Genomic DNA, 19,322 nt, shown 5'->3' with positions numbered 1-19,322 from the left:
GATGAACAGACGCCGGACCTTTGCACTCGTCGCGTTCCTGGCCCTTGTCGCCTTCTGCTCGGTCATCCTGACATTCGTGCCACGCATCGATCTCGCGGCTGCGCTGCTGCTCGGAATTCTCCCTGCGGGGTATGATATCTGGGATCAGCTGTTTCGGCGGTCGCCAAAATCGCCTGAATAGATTGCACGTGTCTTCCGATCCGGAGAGGTGGCTCGCCGCGAGAGAATGTCACTCGATCAATGTGGCGCAGCTTCGCGGTATGAGAGCGTGACAACTCCAACGACAGCCTGGATATTTCCACTTCACATAAGTCCTTGTCTCAAGCTGAGGTGCGGGCGACTTGAAGTTTTACCGATCCCGCAAACCTCATCACACTTAGTTGATTAATATTTGCGTCTTTTGGTAGATCAATTTAGCATTTGTTTTTGATGTGAAGTGACGGATGTCGGCGCAATAAGAATAATTGAATTATGTTGCTCAAGCATAGCGAAAATGTCGCTCCTGAGCGCTACAGAAGTTAGGTTAAATATTTGCAATCACAAAAAAGCCATAAAAAAATCGTCAAATTGTCCGGATCAGCGGTGGTCTTGAACGGTTGTTATTCTTTCCCCTCCTTAGGCGAGTTTATCGCCTGCAATCACGGGGCTGCGCCACAACCGATACTTTTGTGCCGGGTGGGAATGTCCTGGCTGAAAAACGCACGGAGGAGTTCTCTTGGAACGAAATGCCGATCTCTCAAAAGCCCCACGCTTCATTCTGCTTGTTTGCGCCCTGGGGCTTAGCACCGGAGGTGCGTTCGCCCAAAAACCGGACGCGCCACGCAATTCTCACCCAGTCCAGCACGGCGATGGATGGGAATGCGATCATGGATACCGGCGCATTGATCGCGCCTGTGATGCGATAGAAATCCCTAAGAACGCTTTTTTGCGTGACTGGGGAAACGGCTGGAAATGCAAGAGGGGCTTTCGCCAGGAGCTCAATCAATGCGTTGCGGTGAGCGTTCCCGCCCATGCGTACCTTGACGAGTTCGCTTCGGATGGATGGGAGTGCGAGGTGGGGTACCTAAAGAGTGGCTCCCAATGCGACCCGATCATCGTCCCCCAAAATGCACACGCTACATACAGTAGCCATGGGCCGGGCTGGGCGTGCAATCGAGGTTACAGGGAGAGTAGTGGCGCTTGCGAAAAGGTGAGGGTGCCGGAGAACGCGTACCCCGATTTTGCAGGCTATGGGCCCGGATGGAAATGCAGGCGCGGCTACACACAAGAAGGTGACGCGTGTCGCGCAATACAAGTTCCCTCACACGCATACCTGACATCGTCAGGTGAAGAATGGAAATGCGAGCGGGGATATTATCGGTTCAACTCCTCCTGTACGAAAATTGAAGTGCCTGGCAATGCTCACCTCGACTATTCCGGTAATGATTGGGAGTGCAACAGAGGCTATGAAAAGCTAGGCAAGAGTTGCCGGCTGGCATATCCGGATACATGAGGTAGCGGCGGCAGGGAAGCGGTGCGCCGGACGGCTTGCGCAACGCTTGTCATGGTCGCTGACCGGCACTTTTAGTATCCCGCCGCTCAGGGCCGAAGAGCGGCGGACGAGATGTCCTCGACCTATCGGTTCAGCTCAGCATTAGCGTTCCCGGGCCATGGTTGTCGTGTCGGATCGGCGGCGGCGTTGCGGTCGTGCACGGCTAACTCTGATTGGGTATCAGGCGTGCAGATGCTCTGCTGGATCAGCCAAGATGAAGTTCTTTCCCCGACGATGTGATCAAGCTTGCGGATGCTGGCAGCCCATAGAGCCGCGCGGACTTCCTTGCATCAAGATTATATCATGATATGATATAAAAATTGAATGGAGGAGATTCCGATGTCCGAAACGAAGAGTGACGGTTGGTCGGCGTATCAACCCTCGAAGACAATGTGGTTCTGGTCCATAGTCGGTGCTTCAATACTGACAATGATCGTCGGCTTTACGTGGGGCGGCTGGACTACCGCCGGACGAGCCGAGATGCTCAGGGAGCAGGCGGTAAGGGTGGCTCGTGCAGAGCTAATCTCCGATATCTGCGTTCATAACTTCATCTCCGCCGTCAACGCGGCCGACAATCTGAAAGAACTGAAATCGAAGTCCAGCTGGGAGCGGGACGATTTCATCAAGAACGGCGGGTGGGCAATGGTTGACGGCCTAGCCACGCCGGTACCCGATGCCGCTGACACTTGCGCCGGTGCGCTGGTGGATCTGAAGGAGTTGCCTTCGGTTGCGGATGTCCAGACCAGCAGCTAATGCATCCTTTAGCTTGCGGCTTGGACGCTTGAGCAACCAAAGACAGCCCGTCTGAAATGACTTCAGACGGGCTGTCGTCGTTTTGGGCGGCCGAGGTCGCCCCATCGCGATGGTCATGAACATCGCGCCCGAAGCTGGTCGCCACCGCGCCATGAAGCTTGACCGGCCCCGCAAACTGGCTTTTCGTATTACTTATGCAATAGGCACCACTGCCGCGGAGAAGTCATGCAGGCCGCCAGATCCGATATCAGCCGCCGCGTGAAAGAGATTGTCGCCGAACTATTGGAAATTCGAAGGGAAGCTGTCCGGGATGACACCTCTTTCGTAGACGATCTCCAGGCAGACTCCTTGATTCCGAACTGGCCACGGCGATTGAGGAGGAGTTCGACGTCTACATCACCGATGCCTCACTGGACAGGATCGTAACCGTTCGCGATATGATCGACTTCATCGTCTACTTTAAAAAGGAAGCCCAAAGGAGCTAGAATGGTTTGAGATGATTGGCCTGGCCTGTGGCCGCCACTGGCTGTGAGATCGAAGCGAATGGAAACGGTTCAGGAAGGCTCTTCTATTGCGGCACCTGTCCTTGGTCGAGACGCCTCCTGCGCGCTCCCTCCAGACCCCGTCTGTTCATTTTTTCGCTGAGCGTGCGGACGGGAATGCCAAGGCTTGCGGCTGCACGCAATGTGTTGCCGCCGTTAAACTCAAGCGCTTCCGAAATCAGACGAGCCTCATAGGCGGCCAGCCGCTCCGGCAGCGACAGACCGGAGACTTCTTGCGTATTTGCTTCGACAGGCGGCACTGGTTCATCCAGGCCAAGGGCAAATCGCTCCGCAAGGGCCTTTAGCTCGCGAACGTTGCCGCGCCATACCCTGCGCTGAAGTTGTCGTGCCGCATCAGGCGTGACGGCCCGTTCGGGGCGGCCATATCTGCGCGCCGCCAGGTTTGCAAAATGGACAAAGAGCAGGCCGATATCTTCCCGACGCTCACGCAGAGGTGGAATGCGGATATCCACCGTTGCCAGTCGATAGAAAAGATCCTCACGGAAACGGCCGGCCTCAATGTCGGCCGACAGATCGGTTTTTGCCGCAGCCACGATACGCACATCGACCGGGCGCAACCGGTTCTCGCCGAGCCGCTCGATCGACCGCTCCTGCAACACCCGCAGGATCTTTGCCTGCAGTCCCGATGGCATCGACTCGATTTCGTCGAGAAAGAGGGTTCCGCCGCCCGCATGTTCGAACTTGCCCTCACGCTCCGCGATTGCGCCGGTAAAGGCACCCCTCGCATGGCCGAAGACCTCGCTTTCGAAGATGCTATCGGGCAACGCGGCGCAGTTGATCGCGACGAATGGGCCGGAGGACCGGCGGCTTTGCTGGTGCAGAGCACGCGCGACGAGTTCTTTGCCCGTACCCGTTTCTCCAACGACCAGGACATCGATGTCGACATCAGCAAGTGTCGCGACGCGCGAGCGCAAGTCGCGGATCGCCGCGCTGTCGCCGACGATGCCTCCAATCTCCTGCCGCTCGCCAACCAACCCCTGCAACCGTCCGATTTCGTCCTTCAGCCGTCGCTTCTCGATGGCCTTGTCGAGAACCGTGAGCAGGCGCTCGGCATCGTAGGGCTTCTCGAGGAAGTCCTCCGCCCCCTGCTTCATAGCCTGCACTGCAAGGTTTACGTCCCCGTGCGCCGTGATAAGCACGACCGGCACGTCACTCCTCTGGCAGACGATCGAATTCAGCAGCGTCATACCGTCGACGCCTGGCATGCGAACATCTGTCACCACCACATCCGGCACCTGTTGAAGGAAGAACTGAAAAGCTTCCTCCGCCCGATGAAAAGCGTCGACAGAGAAGCCACTGATGGTAAGCCAGTCCGTTGCGGCCTTGAGGAGATCGCGATCGTCGTCAACCAGGAACACGCGCCCGCGGCTCATTGCGCGGCCTCCAGATCGCGGGGAAGAGGGGTACGCAGAGGTACGGAGATTGTCGCACAGGTTCCACCGCCGGGCGCCTCATGGAAACGGATCTCTCCGCCGCATTCCCTGACGATCGTCGTCGCGATGGACAGCCCCAAGCCTAGTCCTTCTCCGGTCAGCTTGGTGGTGAAGAATGGTTCGAGGACGCGTTCGCGATGTTCGGGAGCGATGCCCGTGCCGTTGTCAACGATGTGTACCTCTACGCGTCCATCGCCCTGAGTTCGCCGGATGACGATCGAAGGATCGGCATGACCTTCTACCGCGTCGAGCGCGTTGAGCAGCAGGTTCAACATTGCCTGCTCCAGTTTGAGCGCGACAGCCGTTACGACGGGGGAAGGGGCCTCCGCTTCGACCCGAGGCGTCAGGCCCAGACCTTTCGCACGCGGCGAGGCGAGTTCCACTGCGTTATGAATGACCGTATCGATCGCGACCTCCTCGAGCTCGGAAGCGTCCTTACGGGCAAAGGTCTTCAGATGTTTGACGGTGCGCTGCATGCGTTTTACGAGTGAGCGTGCATCAACGATCCTTGTCCCGACTGCATCCAGCTCGTCCTTGGTGGCAAGCACCGCTGTCGTCGCGAGCGTGGCGTCGAGCGCGGCGAGCGGTTGGCTCACCTCATGCACGATTGCGGTAGACATACGGCCGAGTGCGGCCATTTTTTCCGAGTGGATGATTTCTTCCTGCATGCGTCGCAGTTCCCTTTCGGTCTTTCGGCGCATTTCAATCTCGCTGGCAAGGTCCTGAGTGCGCGCGGCGACCATGCGCTCGAGCGTTTCGCCCTGGCGCAGCCGCTCGCGGATGATCTGGGTGCGCTGATGCAGAAAATAGAGGGCCCCTGTTGCAAGAAGTCCGCCAATCAGCGTTGCGAGTGCCCAAAATCCGGCGAGCTTTGCCGTATCTTCCATGCTCGTTGCTGCCAGCACCCGCCAGCCGCCCTGTTCAACCGCTGAGAAGCGGGCAAGCAATTGTCCGCGTTCATCAGCTATGCGAACGGACGGCTCTTCCGGTCCGCCTTCCGGCAAGCCGATGTCAGCGGGAAGGATGGGGCTTGTCGCTGCAAGGTCGGCACCCTCGTAAGTGCGCTCCTCGGCCAGTCTTGAGGTGGCCGGCTGCCCGAGCGGTACCAATGGCCGATACTTCCACAGAGGATTGCCGGAGAGAAAGACGATGCCGAAACGGTCCGCAATCGCGGTTTGAACGCCGGCGGCTTCCCAGGCGCGTTCAAGCGGAGAGAGGTCCGCCTTGACGACGACAACAATTGGCGGCCGGCCGGCGAGGTCGATGCGCGAGGCGAGAAAATATCCCGGTTTCTTCGTCGTCACGCCAATGGCATAGAATCGCCCTTCACCCTGGCGCATTGCGTTGCTGAAGTAGGGACGGAAACTGTAGTCATGCCCAACAAAGCTTTCCGGCGTCGCGTGATTGCTCGCAGCCAGGGTTATGCCATTTGCGTCGAGGATGTAGAGCTCGGCAGGTCCGGCCTGCTGCACGATCGTTTCGAGATAGTCGTTGGCAGCTGCAAGCACCGGCGCGGTGCGTTCACCTTTTGCCAGCGCGCGGATGCGTGCATCTTCGCCCACCACCACCGGCAGATAACGAAAACGTTCGATTTCCGTCGTAATCGTCCGGTTGGTCAGAACCAGGCTGCGCTGAAGCTGGCTTTCCAGCGTGCCGAGCGCGACGCCGTTTGCGACGTAGTAGGCAACGAATGGCGCGATACACGTCAAAACGAGCATTGCGATCGTCATGCGGCCGATAGTGCGCGTCATCCTCGGGTCGATCCGTTTCCAGTGTCTTTGGACCACGGAGTCTAACGTCACTTCCGCGTCGCGAGAACCGGAGAATTGCGCTCGATCCTCACACGGCACACTGAGGATATCGGTTCCCTCCTCAGCACGAACGTTTTGCCGGGCACTCCTCATTGGCTGCAGGGACGAAGCACGATCGGCTCGCCGCCCCGCCGGCCAAGTTCGATACAGCTACCGATATCGCAGAGCGTCCAACCGGAAAGAGTGGCGCCTGAAGCGGCCAACACGAGCTCGGGCAAAGGCGGCAGGTGCGGCTGCCAGACCCACCAGCCATCTTCCAACCGGGCGCCTTCGCCGGGCTCCATCCCGGCCCCCGATCCCTTGACACGGGCCTCCTGTAGAACCAACCCATCCGCGGTGATTGCCCAACTCTCCTGCCAGCCCGTCCTTTCTACGGAATGAGTCCAGCCAAGGGTAAAGAGACCGGCTGCAACCGTGATCGCCTTGCCGCCGGTGATGCAAAGCAGGGCGCTCATGTCGTTTTCGGCGTCCTTGCCGCCGGTTCCACTTTCGCAGACCTGGCCTTTCGCCAGACAAGAATCGCGAAGACGGCTGCGAGTGCGAAGCCTGCTTCGTCGGTCGCCGGCAGGGCTGCAAGCATACTGAAAGACGCAGCGGTCGCGAGCGCCCGTTCGAACGCGGAAAGCCGAACCGCTGCAAATCCGATGACCGCAGCGCCCCAAAGGCCGATGGCAAGAGCCGTCTTAAAGACGATGTATGCGACCGCTGCCGGGTAGCCGAGGCTCGCCGCGAGCGGGCCGCCGTCCTGAAGCATCAGCGCGGGCGAATAGACCGCCATGAACGGGATGACAAACCCGGCGGCGGCAACCTTGATCGCCTCGATCGAAATCTTAAGGCCACTTTCGCGTGCGATCGGCGCAGCCGCGAAGCAGGCGAGTGCGACCGGCGGTGTGAGGTCGGCAAGGATGCCGAAGTAGAACACGAACATGTGGCTGACGATCAGCGGCACGCCGAGTTCCAAAAGTGCGGGGCCGGCAATCGACGAGGTGATGATGTAGTTGGGGATCGTGGGAATGCCCATGCCAAGGACAAGGCAGGTGACCATCGTCAGCAGCAGGGACAGAAAGAGGCTTTTGCCGCCGACTGAGACGATGAACTGGCCAAAGGTGTTTGCGGCACCCGTCAAAGTCATCGTGCCGATGATGATGCCGACGAGTGCGCAGGCGATCGCCACTGGCAGCGCCGTCTTGGCACCCTCGGCAAGCGCGTCGCGGCAGATTAGAAGCGTTTCTCTACCGCCCTGGCGAAAGGCGTTGGCAAGGACGAGCGCGGTCAGTGCGACCATGATGATCTTGATGCCAAATTGGAAGAATGCGGCTGCGACAAGGCCGAGGCCTACCCAGAAAATGACGCGGATGATCGTTGAACTGATCCCGAGCGCGAGTGAACTGCCAAGGATGAGCAGCAACGTGAAGCCGAGGCCAACCGTGCCGGCAAACAGCGGCGTATAGCCAGAGAAAAGCAGCCAGACGAGCGCTGCAAGCGGCAGGATCAGGTACCAGCCCTTGGCGATTGCCGCACGCGCCGAAGGAAGTTCGGTTTTCGGAAGTCCAAGCAGCCCCTGTTTTCCGGCCTCCAGATGCACCATCCAGAAGGCGGAAGCGAAATAAAGGATCGCCGGGATGAGCGCCGCCTTGACGATCTCGTGATACTCCACACCAAGCGTTTCTGCCATGATGAAGGCCACGGCCCCCATCACCGGCGGCATGATCTGGCCGCCCATCGAGGCGGTCGCCTCGACACCGCCGGCAAAGGCCGGCCGATAGCCGAACCGTTTCATCAAAGGGATGGTGAACTGCCCGGTCGTGACGACATTGGCCACGCCAGAGCCTGAAATCGTGCCCATCAGTCCGGAAGAAATGATCGATACCTTCGCCGGCCCGCCGCGCCGTGCACCAACCAGGCTGAGAGAGACGTCGTTGAAGAGCTGGATCATGCCCGCCTTTTCCAGGAAGGCGCCGAAGAGGATGAACAGAAAGATGTAGCTTGAAGAGACCAGGGTCGGGATCCCGTAGATGCCCTCGGTGCCGTAGGCCATGTGGTCGATGACCTGAGAAAAACCGTAGCCCCGGTGATCGAGCGGGGAGGGCAGGTACTCGCCGAACAGGCAATAGGCCAGGAATATGCCGGAGATGACGGGCAGCGCCGGGCCCATCAGTGCCCACGCGGCGGCAAAGACGACAGCAATGCCGAGCACGCCGAAAAAGATATCGATCGGCAGCGGGTCGCCAGCCCGCACCAGAAGATCCGCATACTCATAGCACTGGTAAAACGCGACACTCATTCCCAGCGCCGACAAACCCCAGGCCATTATGCGTGCTACTTTACCCTTGCCGGTCATGGCGGCGAGCAGCGGGAATATCAACACCGTGACGAAGCCGACGTGGATAGCGCGCACGAGCTGGCTCGGTGGATCGATCAGATGGGCGGCCGTGGCGATCTGAAAGATGGAAAACAGGAAGGCGATCGCAAAGAGCAACCGCCCTTCGCTTGTCCTTGGAAATCCACCCGCGAGCGCATCGTGCTTCGTGAGATCGACGGCCGGGCCGCTGGCCGGTGTCATGGTATCGTGCATGTTTCCTCCCGATATATCCGCTGGGAAAGCACACGTCCGTGCGGCATCCTCCAACACCGCACGGACGATGTTAAGGCTGTTAGAGCAGCCCCTTTTCCTTGTAGAAACGCTCCGCACCCGGATGCAGGGGGATCGGCATGCCCTTCACCGCATCCTCAAGCTTGATCTTCTCGGCAGCCTTATGGGCGGCCGCCATGGCCGGCAGGTTCTCGAAAAGCTGTTTGGTCATCTGATAGGCGGTCTCGTCGGACACCTGCGAGTGTGTGACGAGAAAGTTGACGACGGCAACCGTGGGGACGTCCTTGTCCTGACCCTGGTAGGTACCGGCCGGAACGGTTGCGGCGATATAGGGCGCGCCGAGCTTGGCGGCGATATCTTCAGGAACTGAAACCATCTGCACGTCGAGCGAAGTCGCAAGATCCTTGAACGACGAAACACCAAGGCCTGCCGACTGGAGCGTGGCATCCAGCTGACGGTTCTTCATCAGCTCGACGGACTCGGCAAACGGCAGGTATTCCGTTTTTCCGAGGTCCTCATAGCTCATGCCGGCTGCCCCGAGGATCGCGCGCGCGTTGAGCTCGGTCCCCGATTTCGGAGCGCCGACAGAAAGGCTCTTGCCCTTGAAGTCGGCAAGCGTCGCAATTCCGGATTCCTTCGACGCCATGATCTGGATATAGTTCGGATAGATCGCGGCGATGCCGCGCAACTTGTCGAGGGGCGCCTTGAAGCCCGCCTCGGCATTGCCTTCCCAGGCGAGCTTGACGGAATCCCCAAGTGCAAAGGCGATCTCGCCGCGGCCCTGCTGCAAGAGGTTCAGGTTTTCGACAGAGGCCTTGGTCGCTTGGACCTGTGTGCGGACACCCTCGATTTTCTCGCCATAGATCTTCGATAGCGCGACCCCGAGCGGATAGTAGACGCCGGAAGTTCCGCCGGTCAGAACGTTGACGAATTCGTCGGCCCGCGCTGAAGCAGCGGTCGTGGCAATGGAAATGGTTGTCAGCGCCGCGATCGCGGCCCGTTTCATGGCATTTTTCATGCAAATTCCTCCCGTTTGTTCGTGACGCAGTGTCTCCCGTCTGCATCCGATTGAAAGTGTCAGCAAGAACTGGGCCAACTCAAACACGGCGGCTCTTCAGGGAAAGGTTCCCCACATCTTGACGGCTTCCGGCAAGAAATTGCCGAAGCGTGCGTCTTGCGGCAGAATTTTGCCGTCCGGTTGTTAAGCGCATCTCCTGAGCGCGAAACCCGTTCGCTCCTGTTTTCTCCGTGTCAGGGAGTGCAATGTCCCTCCCAGGGACCTCGGACTTCGGTTACTTCCGGCTGATCAAAAGCCGAGAAGCGCAGGCCTGGCCAAAGCGAAGCATCTGGTCGCGCAGAGAGGGCTCGACCACGCGCCGCGCCGCTTCCCTGTAGTCGAACCATGCCAATCGTCGCTGGCCCTTCTCAGGAAAGTTTGCGCAGCATTGGACGACTTCCAGAGCGTGGATCTGAACCCTGCAAGAAATGTTGAAACCGCCGTCCATTCGCTTCCTGTAAAAATAGTGGCCGAGGGGGGCGATCTGGCACCTGCCTTTCACGCCGGCCTCTTCAAAAGCTTCGCGGGCTGCGACCTCATGGGCGCTCTTTCTCTTCATCGGCCATCCCTTTGGAATGACCCAGCGACCCGTGTCCCGGCTCGTAATCAAGAGGAACTCCGGAGCGCTCGTATTGTTAAGACGGTAGCATAGGGCCGCGTACTGCATTCGCGCGGGGCGGCGAAGCATCAAGTTCAGGTCGGAGGCGATCTGGCCTAACAGGTTCACGGGTACCACCCGATAGAGCTTACCGGTGTTCCTCCCGGTAGCTTCCCTTTCTTGCGGGTTGAAAACAAAAGATAACGTCTGAAGGGGCTCTCTGTTCCCAAGGCGGCGTCATGCCCTCGGGTTCGCATGAGGGGGCATGCCGGCAAAGCTATGCCGAGCGCCCGCCAGTACGTTATCATTCCAAATTGCGGGCGTTCACTCGCACGTTTTCAAGCTATCGCGCTCCTGGAGCAGCATTAGATAACGGCGCCTCATATCGTCGACGGATATGTCGCCGTTGATCCAGAATTGCACGAGAGCATGGAATTCAGGATGGTCATCGATCGGAAAATTCTGATCGCGCCATTTGGCGATGACACGATCGGCGATGTCTTTACGGGTTGTCATTCGCGTCCTGTCTTGGCCGAGCGGTCGTGACCTTGACCTTTTTCACACGCCAGCGTCACGCGACGTGGCGTCGGTATTAACGAAGTCTCGACGGTGTTGCCAGCGTGCTCATTGACACTGGGCCTTGCTCGTTGGAAGAGTCGAACAGATTATGAGAGGGAAAAAACGCATGTCAGACGAAAACAAACCTGATGACGCCGCCGTCGTCACGGAAGCAACAGCTCCGGCACAGGTGACGGCGCCGAAGAAACGCGGACCGCGGGCGAAGAAAGTAGCGGACGTGTCTACTTCAGAGCCAAGCGTCGCGCCGGCCGCCAAGCGGGGCCGCAAGCCCAAGGAGGCACGGGCCGTGGCAGTGCCGGAGGTCACTAAGAAAAAGGGTATGGCGAAGAACACCGAAAAAGGCACTGCGTCGAAATCGTCGGCGAAGGAGCCACTCTCGGTGCTGGGCGAGATCGCGGATCTTCTTCAGCTCGAGGAAGAGAATGCGCGGCTGCGCAAGGCGCTCAGTGAGAAGCTGCGGGCGGAGAATGCCGATCTGCGCAAGCGGCTCGGAATTGCTTGAAGCACGTCGTGAAAGGCCGATCGGTTGCGCGATCGGCCATCGTCCTCACATTTATCTGGGATGGGCGTCGTATGCCCAGGGTGACGAGGCGTCATGAAATCACCATGGAAGTTCTTGCTTGATCTGGCGTCGCGAGGCAGAGCTGCCGGAGCGGCAGAGGAAGCAACGAAACCCGAGACGGAGTACCCGCACGCGCCACCTGCCAACCCTGGTTTTGCTATAGACCCCTCAGTACCTGACGAGCCAGCAACTGCGTTGGGGGTGGCGCCAATTGAGGTCGCAAGCGATCCGGGCGCTGAAGCGGCGAATAGTGCTGCTAATGTGCCTGCCGGTGATAATACGGCGTCTGCCTCGCCAAAGTCGGCCGATACCAGCGAGCGGATCGATCGGCCCAAAAGAAAACCGTCGAGACGGCAGATACGAGCAAAGAAATCGAATGCCGCTGAAGTTGCGGTAGCCGCCAAGGTCGAGTATGGAGCAGCAAACTCCGACGTCCACGTGCCGCAGTCGGCATTTTTCGATGAAGCTACCGCACTGGACGGCGACATCAAGCAACTAAGGCAGGACCTCGCGGAAAAACTGTCTTTGCAGAACGCTCAGCTCAGGAAGCTGCTCGAGCGATTCTGATGCGCGATGCCGCGACTTGCCGCTCTTGACCCTTGGATATCTATGAAGCCACAGCAACGGAATTTTATCGTCGAAGTGAAGTCCAGTCGCAGGCGGTCGGCCGTTCGGCCAACCTCGATCTGGGGCGACACCGATCTGAAGGCGCTGGTGCGCGAGGCCGAAGTTTCAGAGCCGCATCTGTTTGACGCCGACGGTGAAACGGGCAACGCCGCTCCCCGGCAAAGTGGTGAGCCGAGCGCGGATGTAGAAAGAACGATGGCTCAAGGCTCACAAAGCGGCAGCGTTGCTGCCGTGGCGGAGGAAACAGCTGTCCTGCCGCAGTGCGTCGAAGAAATTTTTATCCCGTTGGTCGAGATTGCGTCGGCAACTCTGGCCGCGCCACAGCTTCCAAAGCGTCCGCGCCGACCGCGTGTCTTGCGTCGCGCCCAAGGGGAGGCCACGGTTTCGCCAACGCAAGTCACGGTCGACGAGCTTGCCGGGCTCGAAGAAGAAAACCGCAGACTGAAGGGGCTTCTGGCGCGACGGCTTCGACGGGAAAATGCGTTGCTTAGAGAGATGCTCCAGCGGTTTTAAGCAAACAGGAAGATTGGGCGGGTTGACCCAGTCACCGTCCCCCTTTGCCGTCGCAATCGTATCTTGCGCTGACATTAAAGCTTCCTATCTCTGGTGCGATCCTCGACATGGAGCCTCGAGATGGACCGACTGGCAACGCGTTCACGTTCCGATTACGAGATGGAAATTCTTCCTCCGAAGCGTGAGGAACGAGACGTCCGAAATACGGTGACGTGCCTCTGTTGCCAAAAGAAGCGGCTCGCCTCGCACATGGACGCCGACGGCTGCGGCATTTGCGAGGAATGCCTCGCACCGTGAGTTCGATCACACCACGGCGTCACCTAGGACGTTGGCGAACCGCAACGAAGCGTCAATGCAGTTGTTCGACGGTCAGATTGGGCGATCTCTGTCGATCCCGATCAGGCGGGGCGATGCGGCAATCGAGCAGCTAGGTAAGCCGATGTCGCGCGCTTCAACTCATATGCGGTCGAGGTGCGTAACATCCTTGGCCATATGAAATGACGACGTTGAAGGTTGTTGATTTTTGGGTGGAATGCTTAAAGCTCCCCTGAAGTTCCATAACCTATGTTATCTGATTTTCGACATAAATATATAATTAAAACAACATGTTAAGTCTCTGCGCCTCTCGCTTCGCCCAGGTCCTCCGTCAGGCTAGTCGCTGAAGACGCTTGGGAGAGGATCGTCCGCTCTGGAAGGACGAAGTAACCCGCCCGTAGTCGCCGATTTTTGCTTTGATGATTTCTGCAACTGTGCGCCCGAAGAAGGTCGTTTAGGATTAAGGCCTCTCATCTGTAGCGCAGGACGAATGGCAGAAAACCGGACCGCACTTCCTACCGTCGAGGATCGCAGACTATCGCTCGCCCTAAAAGCAGTGCGGGCTGTCAAGCACCGCGAAGATCTTTGCCCCGTCCTGGACGAACTTTGCATACGCTACGGTGTCTCACACATGACTTTCCTTGTGGTCTGCAGCGGGGACGGCTCGAGCTTGTTCCCCTATTACTGCACCACCTATCCGGAAAGCTGGACCGCAACCTACGTCGATCAGCGATACTTCAACATAGATCCGGTCATCGACGTGATGCGATGGGGCTTTCTTCCGGTAGATTGGTCTTCCCTTGATCGGCACGCGGCCGGGGCCCGCCGCTTCTTTAGCGAAGCGCGCGCGCACGGGGTTGGCGCCCGAGGTTTGACGATCCCCATCCGAGCACCGAACGGAGAGCGCTGCCTTTTTTCCGTGACCTCGAAGCTTCCCAGAGGGGAATGGTCGTCGCTACGCGCTTCAAGCCTTCATGAGCTACAGATCTTGTCCCACCATCTGCACGAGACGGTGTTTCACGCCATCGGCTTTCGAAAGCCAAACCGCACCCGCAAACTGTCGAGGCGGGAGACACAGTGCCTGCAGTTGCTTGCAAGAGGGCGGATTTCAAAACAGATCGCAGCGGATCTGGGGATCTCGGAAAATGCCGTCAGGCTGTATCTTCGTTCGGCCAGGCTGAAACTCGGCGCTGTCACGAGCTATCACGCTGTTGCAAGGGCAAGCTATCGGGAGTTGATCAGCGTCTGACCCGTCCCGCCCCGCTCGGGCTTCGATTCGTCCCTCCCCCAAAGAATAGCCTACCGATTTCGATAGATTGGCTGGTGCCACGGCTGGCTTCACCATCAACGACCAGAAATTCACCAGCGGCGGCAGCGCGATCACAAGCAAAAAACTGCGCCCGCCGCTATCTCGGGAGATGGCAAAGGTGGATGGCCCAACGATTGAACACTGGCGCAGGGCTCCCCGGCTTACATCGTTTGCGGAATTCTTCGAAAAAACCGCCAGCGGTGAGACCGGAGCTCCAGACCTTGCTGAACCGAAACTTGATATGAGCCTGCTCGACTTCGATCTGGAGGCGGCGGTCTTTTCCGATACCCATCGACGCCTCTGGGGGCGTTTCGATCACCACTACTTCGCCAGCATTCCCTACAGACTGGAGGAGGAAGGCCGTCTGGGGTCTGCGATCCTCGCCTTTGCCCTGCGAACCTGGGCGCGGGGTCTTTCGCCGGCGACAATCTACACGCTTGGCACCGGAACTGGCTGCCTTGCACGCACGCTTGCCGCCCTTGGCAATGGTCGTATCAAAGCGCTTTGTTGCAGCCCAACGGCCGCCAACAGGATGGCTTTCGAGGCAAACCGGGGAAGCGACCACGCATCGTTTTTCCATGGGCCATTCTTCGAGCTCACCGGCGAGAGATACGCGACGGATCCGGATCTCCTTTCATTTCGGGACGGATTTGACCTTCTCTTGGAGGATACCACGTTTCAGATGTACGATCGCGACCGCGTCAAGCAGCTGGAGTTCGTTGTTCCCCGCATCCGTCCCGGCGGTATCCTCGTCCAGGTGCAGAAGCTCGCGCATGAGGATCTCGAAATCTACGAACAGCGAGAGCGCCAAAAGGACGAAGTCTTCAAATCCCGCTTCTTTTCGCCTGGCGACATCTCCAGCAAGAAGGACCAGGTCCTCAACACGATGACCGGCCTTCAGGTCGATATGGCGACGACCATCGCTGCTCTCAGGACGTTTTTTCGCTACTCGGTGCTGACCTGGAACAGCGGGAATTTCTACACCATCGTATCGTCCAATTCGCGGGCCGCCCTGTTGGAGCTTGTCTCGTTGATGGCGAAACCGGCAATCCCTCCGGGCTACTGTTACGAGCGGCTGCCTTTCGCAATCGTCGATACTGACGTCGAGCCCTTGGCTCCTGATCTCGCCTGGCGCTGTGCCAACACCATGGTGCCGTTTGCGCCAAAGCGCCTGGCCTCCTGAAATGATCCCTCCCTTTGCAGACGGCAAGCATTGCGCCGCAGCCGACGTGCGGCGCGCATTGTCAGAGCTGATGCCGCATCTCGTCCCCTACTGGGAGCGTCCGCTGAAGGACTACGCGGCGCACGCTTACGGTGTTGGCGAAATCCAGGCTGAAAGCTCCGTGCGCCGGCACGCCGGCGAGCTCCTTGGCAGATGCATCGAGCGGGCGGCGCTGAGATCCGGCTATAGTGCCGAGGACGGTCGAGGCGCGCGCCGGCAATTGATGACGGCGCCGGTACTTCAGACAGGCCCGCATTGCCTGTTGTTGACCGAACCGGATTCTTTCTACACCCATATGTTCAGCCTCATTGGGCTCAACAATCATCGGCGTCAGTGGCACATCACGTACCACGCCTCGACCGTCAGTTTTGCTGAAAGAGCAAAGAAAGGTCCCGGCTGGCTCTGGTTGGAAGGTGAGCCGCTCAACCTCTTCGGACTGCCTCGGAGCCGAATGGATTCGTTCTGCGTCTGCGGCTCTACCGGTTCCTATCGGTTCGCTCTGACGAACGCCCGAGGAGAATCGGCCCCGAACAGCTCTGCGGCGCATCTCCTCGGCGAACTTCCGACCGATGAATTTGCTTCCGCGGCAGACGCGATCCGAGCAGCCAATCAGTTGCTTTGGCGCCGAAAACTCCCCTCCTCTATCAAGCTGCTTCAGCTTGATGATTTTGATATCGCTGATCTGATTGCGGACCACCTTGAGGATGCCGGATCGTGGATGTCGGTTGGGCTTGTCGGAAACGAAAAGGTCGCCGAGAGCATGCTGACTGCAATGGACCGGATCGACACGGGCCCCTGGAAGGGGTGGCTCCGTCGAACGACGGACTTCTTCTGGGGAATGGAAAGAGGCAGGATCGTTCCGCTGCGCCTCGACCACAGCATGCTCAAAGCCAAGAACGCGTCGAACTTCGACATCGAGTTCCGGCCGGAAACGATCGCAGCGGCGCTTCGGCAGCGTAAGTTGATGCCGAACCTTTATCTGGTCTTCCTGGTGGCCTCCATCTTGCCGGGAGTGCGGGTTCTCGGCGGCTGTCGCCAGGTCATCTACTATCCCCTTATGCGTTACCTTGCAGCAGTTGGATTTAAGCGGTCGAACGAGATGGAAACTTTGCGCGAGTTGCAGCGAGGCGATCGACCCGGAATTTGGGGCCACCGTGTGTTGAAACCCGATACTGGGGATCCATTCGTTGAGATCGAGCTTTTGAGAGGCGCCACGACACCCCTTCCCCGTTACGCCGAGATGCCCCTTGTACAATCGTCCGGGGATCTGGACAGCTTCACCCGAGATCAAGCCTGGACCGATCTCTCACACCAAATGGCGGCGGGGCTTATCAGCGCCGGATCCAGCGAGTGGCAGTGGTCGGGGTTGTGATGCGCGGGTATCGCCAGGCGGCGCGATAAAGATGCACCCTCGGGAGGTCGATATGGCGACTGTCGTCGCAGTGATCACACGTCTGTCGGGCAAGGACGTGGACGTGTTTCGGCGCATTCGCCTGGAGGCGCTTTCCCATGAGCCGTTTGCCTATGCGAGTGTGTTTGCTGATTGGGTTCATCTCACCGACCGTCAGTGGCGCCAACATCTGAACCAGCCGGTGTTTGCTGCCTTTCTTGGTGGTCAACCCGTCGGCATGATGGGCCTCCGGTTGGAACGTGCCAGGAAAATGGTGCATCGCGCCAAGCTCGTCAGCGTCTATGTCCGCAAGGGCGAACGCCGGGCAGGCGTTGCCGGCGATCTATTGCATGCTGTGACCGAGCACGCGCTCGCCCGAGGAATCCTCCAGCTTGAGCTCGCCGTGAATGCGGAAAACACAGCCGCGATAGACTTTTACGCGCGTCATGGCTTCATTGCGGTCGGTCGCATTCCAGACGGGTTCCTCGGTCACGACAGCAGACACGATGAATTGATCATGGTCCGACGCCTGGCGCCTCCGTACGGTCCCGGAAAACTTTTGGGCAAAACCGTACCGGAAACGCAGAAACAGACCTTCCCCCCTACCCCTTCCCCCCAGTAGTTTTTCTTGGAGATTTCCCCGCGCCCATCGAGCCATTTGGGTGCGTCACTCGCCCCGCCTCAATGGCGGGGCTTCTTTCTTAGCCGCCGCAGGGCCTGCAAAACATGGCTCGTGACCTGATGCGGTTTTGTTTTTCGGATCGCAATGTCTAAAACGACTGGATTTATTGCCGAACTTGTTAGAGCTGCCAACGAGGTGGAGAAACTAGAACCATACGAAGTAAGCCGGCTCTTCGATCGATCGATCGACACGATCCGCGGCCTGCGAGCGCAGGCCGGCCTTGCAGGCGACAGACGAGCAACGGATGTCGTGATCGATTTGGGGATAGCATCTGCGCGCGTGAGAGATTTATCGCTCGAGGAGATCAGAGATACGCTGATCGATGCCGCAAGCATCATTCGGGCATTGCGCATGCTCGTCGTCGAGGGCGGCTCAGGGTATCCAAGGCCATAGAACGAGCGTTCGACCGGGCGAAAAATCGCTACGGCGAAATCGTAGCCCCATTTGAGTAAGCGCCTAACCATTGCTCCCCGATTTCAGTCGTGCTGGTATCCGCTCTCAATCGAGGGAGCGTTATGTTTAGCGATGAGATCGACGTCGAGTGCCCCGAGTGCGGCTACGAAAACGGGACACCGGTCGACCGAGTGAGGGACGACGAGCACCTCCCCTGTGAAAGGTGCGGCAGTGCCATCGTGCTGGGCAGACAAAAGCATTTGCTCATCATCGAGCACGTGACTAAAAACATCACGAAACTCAGGCGCTCGCTCGCCAAGTTCAGGCAATCTTCTCCCGTTACCCGTCGGGGGCCCCGCGGAAAGTCGTAGATGGGACTGCGTCCCTTAGCGCTTCAAAGGTTCCTCCGTACCAAGAAAGCCGTTGAGATGGCGCAGTACAAGGATCGCAAGGGCCTCTATCACACAAGGGCGCCCATCTTTGACCAGGAATTCAAAGCCGGAGACGCCGTCGGCATGAACGGCGGCATTTACCGCTGCGTTGCCTGTGGTCACGAAATCGTTGTGCGAGACGAAGATGTTTTGCCTGGCTTCAACGAGCACGAAAACCATAGTCCTGGTGACGTAGAGCGCTGGCGTCTCCTCGTCTTCGCTCAGCCCATCTACAGGGATTGGCACCAAATCGACGACTGGGAGAGCGAGGAGTGGGAGGATCAAACGACCGGAATCACTGGAGATCAAAGCCGTCATGACCGGTGCAAACGGGCGATCGGCCCTGTGCTATCGGCGCTGATGGAGAATGCTGGGCATCAGGGTTGGTCGGAGGTCGAAATCGCCGCCGCGATCCTCGATCTGACCGATATCAGGGCCATGGCGGACGGGAACTTTGATGATGTCGAGGCCATGCTCACCAGGATCAAACGCCAGGCGCCGCGCGGCGATCAATGAAATTTGGGCTTGTCCGGCACCGACCGCAGGTCTTGACCGTCAAGATAGAGCAGGTCGAAGACATAGGAAATGCTCTCGCCGGCGTCGTGCAGGCTAGGCTTCTTGCCGACGGCGCGCTGTAAAAGTCCAAAGTCGGATCGGCCCTGTTCGTTGAGAACAACCGCTTCGCCATCTGATGATGGTCGCATGCCCTAGCCGGCATAACCGCCGCGGGTGACTACCCTCACCTCGCCTGGCTCAACGTGGACCGCAAGACGGTAACCGTCCCATTTCACCTTGAACGCCCATTCCGGCCCCTCGGCGGCTTGTCGACGAGGGTCGCGACGCAAGGCTCGATGCGCCGGAGGGATCGGATCGGCCGGCGGAGCTTACAGTGCTTTCTTCGCTGTCCCGCATTAACGCACGGAACCGCGAGAAAGTCGCAAGCGTTTTAGCGAAAGCTTG

The 19,322-nt window shown here is 58.8% G+C and carries 20 protein-coding genes; 11 read left to right on the top strand and 9 right to left on the bottom strand.

Annotation, left to right across the window (positions count from 1 at the left end):
• The first annotated feature begins 1 nt into the window (after position 1).
• On the top strand, positions 2 to 181 hold the full coding sequence (locus tag L981_RS15595) for a hypothetical protein (RefSeq protein ID WP_043617761.1): 180 nt from the start codon (positions 2 to 4) through the stop codon (positions 179 to 181).
• 555 nt (positions 182 to 736) lie between these two features.
• On the opposite strand, the gene L981_RS15590 is transcribed toward L981_RS15595, so the two are convergent.
• On the bottom strand, positions 737 to 1,012 hold the full coding sequence (locus tag L981_RS15590; RefSeq protein ID WP_043617760.1) for a hypothetical protein: 276 nt from the start codon (positions 1,010 to 1,012) through the stop codon (positions 737 to 739).
• An 858-nt stretch (positions 1,013 to 1,870) separates the two neighbouring features.
• Between L981_RS15590 and L981_RS15585 the strand changes: the two genes are divergently transcribed.
• On the top strand, positions 1,871 to 2,284 hold the full coding sequence (locus L981_RS15585; RefSeq protein ID WP_043617896.1) for a hypothetical protein: 414 nt from the start codon (positions 1,871 to 1,873) through the stop codon (positions 2,282 to 2,284).
• A 568-nt stretch (positions 2,285 to 2,852) separates the two neighbouring features.
• Here the strand turns inward: L981_RS15585 and L981_RS15580 are convergent.
• The 7 genes from L981_RS15580 to L981_RS15550 all read right to left on the bottom strand — a co-directional run bounded on the left by L981_RS15580 (position 2,853) and on the right by L981_RS15550 (position 10,855).
• On the bottom strand, positions 2,853 to 4,220 hold the full coding sequence (locus L981_RS15580; protein ID WP_052201819.1) for a sigma-54 dependent transcriptional regulator: 1,368 nt from the start codon (positions 4,218 to 4,220) through the stop codon (positions 2,853 to 2,855).
• Positions 4,217 to 6,031: an ATP-binding protein gene (locus L981_RS15575; RefSeq protein WP_052201818.1), complete on the bottom strand. Its 1,815-nt coding sequence runs from the start codon at positions 6,029 to 6,031 to the stop codon at positions 4,217 to 4,219. Before L981_RS15575 ends, L981_RS15580 begins: the two co-directional genes overlap by 4 nt.
• 149 nt (positions 6,032 to 6,180) lie before the next feature.
• On the bottom strand, positions 6,181 to 6,546 hold the full coding sequence (locus tag L981_RS15570; protein ID WP_043617757.1) for a DUF1850 domain-containing protein: 366 nt from the start codon (positions 6,544 to 6,546) through the stop codon (positions 6,181 to 6,183).
• On the bottom strand, positions 6,543 to 8,666 hold the full coding sequence (locus L981_RS15565) for a TRAP transporter permease (RefSeq protein ID WP_043617754.1): 2,124 nt from the start codon (positions 8,664 to 8,666) through the stop codon (positions 6,543 to 6,545). Before L981_RS15565 ends, L981_RS15570 begins: the two co-directional genes overlap by 4 nt.
• 79 nt (positions 8,667 to 8,745) lie before the next feature.
• Positions 8,746 to 9,690, bottom strand: a complete 945-nt coding sequence (locus tag L981_RS15560; RefSeq protein WP_043617889.1) for a TAXI family TRAP transporter solute-binding subunit — start codon at positions 9,688 to 9,690, stop codon at positions 8,746 to 8,748.
• A 286-nt stretch (positions 9,691 to 9,976) separates the two neighbouring features.
• On the bottom strand, positions 9,977 to 10,468 hold the full coding sequence (locus tag L981_RS15555; protein ID WP_043617752.1) for an NUDIX hydrolase: 492 nt from the start codon (positions 10,466 to 10,468) through the stop codon (positions 9,977 to 9,979).
• A 195-nt stretch (positions 10,469 to 10,663) separates the two neighbouring features.
• Positions 10,664 to 10,855 (bottom strand): hypothetical protein, encoded by a 192-nt coding sequence (locus L981_RS15550; protein WP_052201817.1) that lies wholly within the window; start codon positions 10,853 to 10,855, stop codon positions 10,664 to 10,666.
• 169 nt (positions 10,856 to 11,024) lie between these two features.
• Between L981_RS15550 and L981_RS15545 the strand changes: the two genes are divergently transcribed.
• The 9 genes from L981_RS15545 to L981_RS33315 all read left to right on the top strand — a co-directional run bounded on the left by L981_RS15545 (position 11,025) and on the right by L981_RS33315 (position 18,878).
• Positions 11,025 to 11,420, top strand: coding sequence for a hypothetical protein (locus L981_RS15545; RefSeq protein ID WP_043617750.1), 396 nt, complete (start codon positions 11,025 to 11,027; stop codon positions 11,418 to 11,420).
• Positions 11,421 to 11,513: 93 nt separating this feature from the next.
• Complete coding sequence (locus tag L981_RS34545) at positions 11,514 to 12,047, top strand: hypothetical protein (protein WP_156134107.1); 534 nt, start codon at positions 11,514 to 11,516, stop codon at positions 12,045 to 12,047.
• A gap of 42 nt (positions 12,048 to 12,089) precedes the next feature.
• Positions 12,090 to 12,620: a hypothetical protein gene (locus L981_RS15535; protein ID WP_156134106.1), complete on the top strand. Its 531-nt coding sequence runs from the start codon at positions 12,090 to 12,092 to the stop codon at positions 12,618 to 12,620.
• Between the two features lie 871 nt (positions 12,621 to 13,491).
• Positions 13,492 to 14,184, top strand: a complete 693-nt coding sequence (locus L981_RS15530; RefSeq protein WP_245281645.1) for a LuxR family transcriptional regulator — start codon at positions 13,492 to 13,494, stop codon at positions 14,182 to 14,184.
• Positions 14,185 to 14,353: 169 nt separating this feature from the next.
• Positions 14,354 to 15,427, top strand: coding sequence for a class I SAM-dependent methyltransferase (locus L981_RS15525; protein WP_043617881.1), 1,074 nt, complete (start codon positions 14,354 to 14,356; stop codon positions 15,425 to 15,427).
• A gap of 262 nt (positions 15,428 to 15,689) precedes the next feature.
• Positions 15,690 to 16,838, top strand: a complete 1,149-nt coding sequence (locus L981_RS15520) for a hypothetical protein (protein ID WP_052201824.1) — start codon at positions 15,690 to 15,692, stop codon at positions 16,836 to 16,838.
• A gap of 52 nt (positions 16,839 to 16,890) precedes the next feature.
• Positions 16,891 to 17,478 carry a GNAT family N-acetyltransferase gene (locus L981_RS15515; protein WP_082006040.1) on the top strand — a complete coding sequence of 196 codons (588 nt, stop codon included), beginning with the start codon at positions 16,891 to 16,893 and terminating at the stop codon, positions 17,476 to 17,478.
• 144 nt (positions 17,479 to 17,622) lie between these two features.
• Complete coding sequence (locus tag L981_RS15510) at positions 17,623 to 17,931, top strand: hypothetical protein (protein WP_043617737.1); 309 nt, start codon at positions 17,623 to 17,625, stop codon at positions 17,929 to 17,931.
• Between the two features lie 428 nt (positions 17,932 to 18,359).
• On the top strand, positions 18,360 to 18,878 hold the full coding sequence (locus tag L981_RS33315) for a hypothetical protein (protein WP_156134104.1): 519 nt from the start codon (positions 18,360 to 18,362) through the stop codon (positions 18,876 to 18,878).
• Here the strand turns inward: L981_RS33315 and L981_RS36030 are convergent.
• A complete protein-coding gene (locus tag L981_RS36030; RefSeq protein WP_052201814.1) occupies positions 18,872 to 19,066 on the bottom strand; it encodes a hypothetical protein in 195 nt (64 codons plus the stop codon). The genes L981_RS33315 and L981_RS36030 overlap by 7 nt on opposite strands.
• Between the last annotated feature and the right edge of the window lie 256 nt (positions 19,067 to 19,322).

It is taken from the genome of Ensifer sp. ZNC0028, from assembly GCF_000799055.1.
In the GTDB taxonomy this organism is placed as follows: Bacteria; Pseudomonadota; Alphaproteobacteria; order Rhizobiales; family Rhizobiaceae; genus Ensifer.
Note: the sequence above shows the minus strand (reverse complement) of the source record. Positions and strands in the feature narration are given on the sequence as shown.